General features: G+C 69.8%; 7 protein-coding genes (1 of these 7 only partly in view). 6 read left to right on the plus strand and 1 reads right to left on the minus strand.

Annotated elements, in window-relative coordinates:
* The 3 genes from atpD to yaaA form a co-directional block, all read left to right on the plus strand.
* A partial coding sequence (gene atpD, locus BGN98_RS06145) for a F0F1 ATP synthase subunit beta (protein ID WP_288120248.1) occupies nt 1-958 on the plus strand: 958 nt, incomplete at its 5' end.
* A gap of 1 nt (nt 959) precedes the next feature.
* Nucleotides 960-1220 carry a F0F1 ATP synthase subunit epsilon gene (locus BGN98_RS06150; protein WP_039414524.1) on the plus strand — a complete coding sequence of 87 codons (261 nt, stop codon included), beginning with the start codon at nt 960-962 and terminating at the stop codon, nt 1218-1220.
* Nucleotides 1221-1315: 95 nt separating this feature from the next.
* Nucleotides 1316-2065 carry a peroxide stress protein YaaA gene (yaaA, locus tag BGN98_RS06155; RefSeq protein ID WP_288120251.1) on the plus strand — a complete coding sequence of 250 codons (750 nt, stop codon included), beginning with the start codon at nt 1316-1318 and terminating at the stop codon, nt 2063-2065.
* On the opposite strand, the gene BGN98_RS06160 is transcribed toward yaaA, so the two are convergent.
* Entirely contained in the window at nt 2066-2527 is a 462-nt protein-coding gene (locus BGN98_RS06160) for a DUF4282 domain-containing protein (protein WP_061682833.1), read from the minus strand.
* A 178-nt stretch (nt 2528-2705) separates the two neighbouring features.
* Between BGN98_RS06160 and BGN98_RS06165 the strand changes: the two genes are divergently transcribed.
* The 3 genes from BGN98_RS06165 to BGN98_RS06175 form a co-directional block, all read left to right on the plus strand.
* A complete protein-coding gene (locus tag BGN98_RS06165) occupies nt 2706-3401 on the plus strand; it encodes a Large exoprotein (protein ID WP_036289383.1) in 696 nt (231 codons plus the stop codon).
* A gap of 187 nt (nt 3402-3588) precedes the next feature.
* On the plus strand, nt 3589-4377 hold the full coding sequence (locus BGN98_RS06170) for a PP2C family protein-serine/threonine phosphatase (RefSeq protein ID WP_061682831.1): 789 nt from the start codon (nt 3589-3591) through the stop codon (nt 4375-4377).
* A 978-nt stretch (nt 4378-5355) separates the two neighbouring features.
* Nucleotides 5356-6345: the 5' portion of an FtsK/SpoIIIE domain-containing protein gene (locus BGN98_RS06175; protein ID WP_502687817.1), read on the plus strand. Its footprint extends 819 nt past the window's final position; the window shows 990 of its 1809 coding nt (coding positions 1-990); it begins with the start codon at nt 5356-5358; the stop codon falls past the right edge of the window.

Raw genomic sequence — 6345 nt, forward strand, 5'->3', positions numbered from 1 at the left:
GTTCGGCGGCGCCGGCGTCGGCAAGACCGTCCTGATCCAGGAGATGATCCAGCGCGTCGCTCAGGACCACGGCGGCGTGTCGGTGTTCGCCGGCGTCGGTGAGCGCACCCGTGAGGGCAACGACCTGATCGGCGAGATGGAGGAGGCGGGAGTCTTCGACAAGACGGCCCTCGTCTTCGGCCAGATGGACGAGCCGCCGGGGACGCGTCTGCGTGTCGCTCTGTCGGCCCTCACGATGGCGGAGTACTTCCGCGACGTGCAGAAGCAGGACGTGCTGCTGTTCATCGACAACATCTTCCGCTTCACCCAGGCCGGCTCGGAGGTCTCGACGCTGCTCGGCCGTATGCCGTCCGCCGTGGGTTACCAGCCCAACCTGGCCGATGAGATGGGTGTGCTCCAGGAGCGCATCACCTCGACCCGCGGTCACTCGATCACCTCGCTGCAGGCGATCTACGTCCCGGCCGACGACTACACCGACCCGGCCCCGGCGACGACGTTCGCCCACCTCGACGCGACGACCGAGCTTTCGCGCGAGATCGCGTCGAAGGGTCTGTACCCCGCCATCGACCCGCTGACGTCGACCAGCCGGATCCTCGACCCCCGTTACATCGGTGAGGATCACTACCGCGTCGCCACGGCCGTGAAGCAGATCCTCCAGAAGAACAAGGAACTGCAGGAGATCATCGCCATCCTGGGTGTCGACGAGCTCTCCGAAGAGGACAAGATCGTCGTGTCGCGCGCACGCCGCATTCAGCAGTTCCTCTCGCAGAACACCTACATGGCGAAGAAGTTCACCGGTGTGGAAGGCTCCACGGTTCCGATCAAGGAGACCATCGAGTCCTTCGACGCGATCGTGAAGGGTGACTTCGACCACGTCGCCGAGCAGGCGTTCTTCAACGTCGGCGGCATCTCCGACGTCGAGGAGAAGTGGGCGCAGATCCAGAAGGAGAACAGCTGACATGGCGCTGACCGTCACCCTCGTCTCCGCGGAGGAGGAGGTCTGGCACGGCGAGGCGAACCTCGTCGTGGCGAAGACCGTCGAGGGCGAGATCGGCTTCATGACCGGTCACGAGCCCGTCCTCGCGATCCTTGCCGAAGGCCAGGTGCGCATCACGCAGTCCGACGGTACGAAGGTCGTCGCCAGTGCGCAGGACGGCTTCCTCTCGATGGAAGGCAATGAGCTGACCATCGTGGCCGGTCACGCCGCTCTCGAGTCCTGATCGGCCGCTGAGTACCGCCAGCAACCACTCCCCGCTCGAGAACGCATCGTTTCTCGGGCGGGGAGTGGTTTTCGTTGTGCGCGAGGAGACCACCCATGCTGATCCTGTTGCCGCCGTCGGAGACCAAGCGTCCCGGCGGGCGTGAGCGATCTCTCGACATCGGCGCGCTCGCGCTCCCCGAGCTGCGCGCGGCGCGCGACGCGGCGGTGGACGCGCTCGTCGCATTGAGTGGCGACGAAGAGCACGCTGCGCGCGTGCTCAAGCTGTCGCGGCGCCAGCGCGAGGACATCGCCCACAATGCGACGCTGCGCAGCGCACCGACGTTGCCGGCGGTCGACCGCTACACGGGGGTGCTCTTCGATGCGCTGGATGCCGCCACCTTGGACGCGGCGTCGCGGCGTTGGCTGGGCGCTCACGTGCTCATCCACTCCGCACCCTTCGGGCCGGTCGGCGCTCTCGACGCCATCCCGACCTATCGGCTCGCCGCCGGAACGGCGCTTCCCGGCATCCCGCCCCTGCGACGACACTGGGCGGGTGAGGTCACCGAGGCTTTACGTGCCGCCGCGCCCTCGTTCATCCTGGATCTGCGCTCCGAGGCCTACGTCGCCCTCGGCCCCGTTCCCGCGGAGGTGGATTCGGCCTACCTGCGGGTGGTGACGATCGGTGAGGATGGCGTGACGCGCGCGCTCAACCACTTCAACAAGCACGGCAAAGGCGCCGTGGTCAGACGGCTCGCGCAGACCCGCCCGCGCATCGCGACGCGCAAGGCGCTGATGGCGTGGGCCGACACGGCCGGGGTAGCTTTGCGCGACGGTGCGTCGGGAGAGATCGACCTCGTCGTCTGATCAGTCGTGTTCCGTGTTGGCGGCGGTCCGCTCGGTGTTCTCGGCAATGGCTACGAGGGCGACCCCGGACTCGATGATGAAGCGCAGCACGACGACGGCGAGGAACGCGACGACGGGAACGACGATCAACGTCGACAGGATGAGCGCGATGCCACCGCCCACGTTCCACCACAGCGAACCGATGCCGGAGATGAGGCCCCACAGGAACGTCGCGATGAAGGCGATGCCGATCGCGACGAGGCCCACGAGATAGAAGACGCTTGCCAATCTGCGAGTGATGAACCGCGTGAACGACAGGTCGAACAGGGCGGAGAGGAAGCCGCGACCGATGTCGTCGAGGTCGCCGACCAGCCGTGGAACCCCCGTGTCGTCGACACCGGCGATGCCCGCCCCGGATGCCGTGTCGCGCGACACCTCCTCTGCGGGACGTTCCGGCAACGGCGGCAGTGTGGGCTCGGTCATCGGTGGATCCTTCCGGCGCGGGCGGGGGTGGCCCCAGGGTAGCGCTCCGGCCGACGCGCGATGCGACGAAACGCTCCGCGGGATCCCTCGCGCCCGTGGCTCCACTACCAATACGATGTGAGCCGGAGCCGGCCACGGTGGTCGCGCTCGACGGCGAGAATCGCCGGGGGAGGTACTCATGGATGATTACTCGGGCGGGAGCGCTGCGGCCGCCGCAGCTGCCCTGATCGTGTTTGCGTTCTTCATCTTCATCTTCGCGGTGATCGGCTACGTGATCAGTGCGTTCTTCCTGATGAAGATCTTCGACAAGGCGGGAGTCCAGGGCAAGTGGCGCGCCTGGGTGCCGATCTACAACTTCATGGTGTTCGCCAAGCTCGGCGACGTCAGCCCGTGGGTCATGCTGGGCGCCATCCTGGTGTCCGGTGTGCTGAACCAGGTCCCGGTTCTCGGGTGGATCATCGCGCTGCTCCCGGTCGCTGTGGGTGCACTGGCCGCGTGGCGAGTGGGCCTGAAGCTGCAGAAGGAGACCCCCTGGGTCATCCTCTATGTGCTGCTCGGCCTGGTCTGGCTCGGCATCCTCGCCTTCGACAAGTCGCGCTGGAACACGAACGTGCCGCCCGCGCCGTGGGCGGCGAACGGCTTCCTCGCCGATCGCACCGTCTGGCAGGGCGTTCCCGTCCAGACGTCGGCGGCGCCCGGAGGCTACACGCCTCCGGCGGGCTACCAGCCTCCGGCGCCTCCGGCGGGCTACCAGCCGCCGGCGCCTCCGGCCGGATACCAGCCGCCCGCGCCGCCCGCGGCCACCGAGCCGCCGGCGGCCCCTGAGTCGCCGACCACGGAGCCGCCCAGCGCTCCGGAGCCGCCGCGCTCCTGAGCGGCATCGACCGTCCTCGCCCGCCCGGGTGCACTGACAGCGCACCCGGGCGGGCGCGCGTGGCGGTCGGGTGGCCTGATGCTCGACCTGCTCCTTCGAGGCGTCCGCCGGTGCCGCAGCGGACTCCGCCCCGGCTGCGCCGCCTGTCGGCGGGGTGCAGACCCGCCCCGTCCACTAGAGTGGGACTGTGCCCGAAGCCGCGACTCACTCGCGCACCCTCCCGCTCGCGGATGGTGCGATCGAACTGCAGTGGGCGGAGCTGACCCACACGGGGCGTCGGCGTGAGGTCAACCAGGACGCCGTCCTCGCACGCTACCCGCTGTTCGTGGTCGCCGACGGGATGGGCGGCCACATCGGTGGTGAGATCGCCAGCAGCAGCACGATCGCACGCCTGGAGTCGATGGTCGGCAAGGGCGAGGTCAGCCCTAAGAACATCGAGAAGGCGCTCTCCAAGGCGGTCGGGGACATCGCTTCGCACCCCGAAGCCACCGATGACGGCACCGGGACGACGGTGACCGGGGTCTACCTCGACACGTCTACCGCCGAACCCACGTGGGTGACTCTCAACATCGGCGATTCGCGGGTCTATCTCTTCCGCGACGGTGGCCTTGCCCAGGTCACGACCGATCATTCCGTCGTCCAAGAGCTCATCGCTGCGGGACGCCTCAGCCCTGAAGAGGCCGAGAACCACCCGTACGGAAACGTGATCACGCGCGCCGTCGGTCCCTCCGACGGTGTCGCGCCCGACTACGTGCGACTCGAGGTCGTCGACGGCGATCGCTTCGTGATCTGCAGCGATGGCCTCACGAAAGAGCTGACGGATTACGGCATCCTGCACTTCCTCCTGCAGCACGACGATCCGGCCGCCGCGGCGGCGGCCATGCTCGACGCCGCGCTGGAGAACGGCGGTCGCGACAACATCACGATCATCGTGCTGAACGTGCACCGCACCGGCTCCTCCCCAACGGTGGACTGACGTCCGTCGTGCACCGGTCGCCCCGGTGCGCGTCGCACCGGGGCGCCGCCCCGCTTGACTGCAGGCATGACCGATGTCGACGATCTCGACGACGAGCCGCTCCGCCTGCCGCCCGCCCCGACGCCGCCGGCGCGGGCACCGCTGCCGATCCTGACCGCCATCGTTCCCGTCGTCGGTGCGCTGGTGCTCTGGCGCATCACGGGGTCGGTTCACTCCCTCTGGTTCGCCGCGCTCGGACCGCTCGTCGCGGGGGCCTCGTTCGTCGACGGGCTGCGGACGGCCCGGCGTGCCCGACGGCGTGCCGGGCGTGAGGACCTCCGTGCGCTGGCGCACCTGGAGGAGGCGGTCGCTCGGCGGCACGAGGCGGAGCGTCGCCGTGCGTGGCGGCGTACCCCCGACGTGGCGACGCTGTGCGCCGACGAGGCAGAGGTGTGGCGCTCGGTGCCCGGACGTGATGAGGCACTGGTGGTCGGTCGCGGGGAGGGGGTGAGCACTCTGCGGATGGAGGGCGAGCCCGCCGACGACGCCGCGCGCGCGTTGCGACGGCGAGCCCGGCGCCTGGAGGACGCGCCCGTGACCGTGCCTCTGCATGCGGGACTCGCCGTGCGCGGCCCCGCGGCACAGGCCACGGCGGTGGTCCGGGCACTCGTGATGCAGATCTGCCTCGTGCGTGCTCCCGGTCGGGTCCGGATCGCCGACCCCGAGGCCGTGGGGGAGATCCTGGGCGACGTGTCGCCTCTGCCGCATGCTTTCGCGAGTGCCGGGGATGCGCTGGTGCTCGCCGACGGCGCGGCCCGCCTCGCCTCGGATGCCGATATCCCGATCGTCGTCCTGGCCGACGACGCCCCGCCGCCGACGCGCTGTCGCGCCGTCCTGACTCTCCACGGTGGTGATGAGGCGGTCCTTGACCACGAGGGATCGACACGTTCGGTGCGCATCGAGGCGTTGTCGGCGGCGCAGGCGTCCGAAGTGGCGGCCATGCTCTCGGAGCGAGCTCGCGAGCTGGGTCACCGCGGTGATGCTCCCGTCGCATTCGAGGAGCTCGTCGACGATTGCTCCGGCGCGGGACTGACCGCCGCCATCGGCGTGAGCGCGGGAGAGGTCGTCACGGTCGACCTCGTGGCCGACGGGCCGCACGCGGTCGTGGTGGGTACGACCGGCTCCGGCAAGAGCGAGCTGCTCGTCACCTGGGCGGCCGGCCTGTGTCGCGGACGACACATCGGTGAGGTCTGCCTGCTCCTCATCGACTTCAAGGGCGGCCGGTCCTTCGACGCCCTCGCGGCGCTCCCGCACGTCGCCGGGATCGTGACCGACCTGGATGACCGCGCGGCGGTGCGTGCGGTGGAGAGCCTGCGAGCCGAGATCCGACGTCGAGAACGCGTTCTCGCCGAGCACGGTGCTCGTGATGTGGAGGAGGCCGCGGGAGCGCTGCCGCGGCTCGTCGTGATCGTCGACGAGTTCGCCGCGCTGGTGGCCGCGCACCCCGAGATGCACGAACTGTTCTCGGATGTCGCGGCGCGTGGCCGGGCACTCGGCATCCACGCGATCCTGGCATCTCAGCGCGCAGCCGGAGCGTTCCGCGATGGGCTGCTGGCCAATGCGCCGCTGCGGATCGCACTGCGCACCCTCGACGCCGCAGACTCGCGGGCCGTGATCGGGGTCGACGACGCCGTGCGGCTGCCTGGGCGCGCCGAGGCCCGGGGGACGGCGCTCCTGCGGCGTGCGGCTGACGTCGATCCACAGCGCGTGCGGATGGCGCGATGCTCCCCGGTCGCGCTCGCGGCGATCAGCGATGCGGCGGGAAATGACCGCGCGACGGCGCCGTGGCTGCCCCCGCTTCCTCCCGTGGTGGGCCTGGATCGGGTTGCGGTGACCGGTCGTATCGCTCTGGGGCTTTCGGACGAACCGGAGCATCAGCGGCAGGCACCGGTGCTGCTGCCCCTGGCGGCGACGGCGCTGGCGGTGATC

Origin of the sequence: Microbacterium sp. 69-7 (assembly GCF_001897985.1) — a bacterium.
In the GTDB taxonomy this organism is placed as follows: Bacteria; Actinomycetota; Actinomycetes; order Actinomycetales; family Microbacteriaceae; genus Microbacterium; species Microbacterium laevaniformans.

Coding starts and splice junctions, on each gene's coding strand:
- BGN98_RS06165 (WP_036289383.1), top strand. CDS start 2,706: ATGGATGATTACTCGGGCGGGAGCGCTGCGGCCGCCGCAGCTGCCCTG.
- yaaA (WP_288120251.1), top strand. CDS start 1,316: ATGCTGATCCTGTTGCCGCCGTCGGAGACCAAGCGTCCCGGCGGGCGT.
- BGN98_RS06160 (WP_061682833.1), bottom strand. CDS start 2,527: ATGACCGAGCCCACACTGCCGCCGTTGCCGGAACGTCCCGCAGAGGAG.
- BGN98_RS06150 (WP_039414524.1), top strand. CDS start 960: ATGGCGCTGACCGTCACCCTCGTCTCCGCGGAGGAGGAGGTCTGGCAC.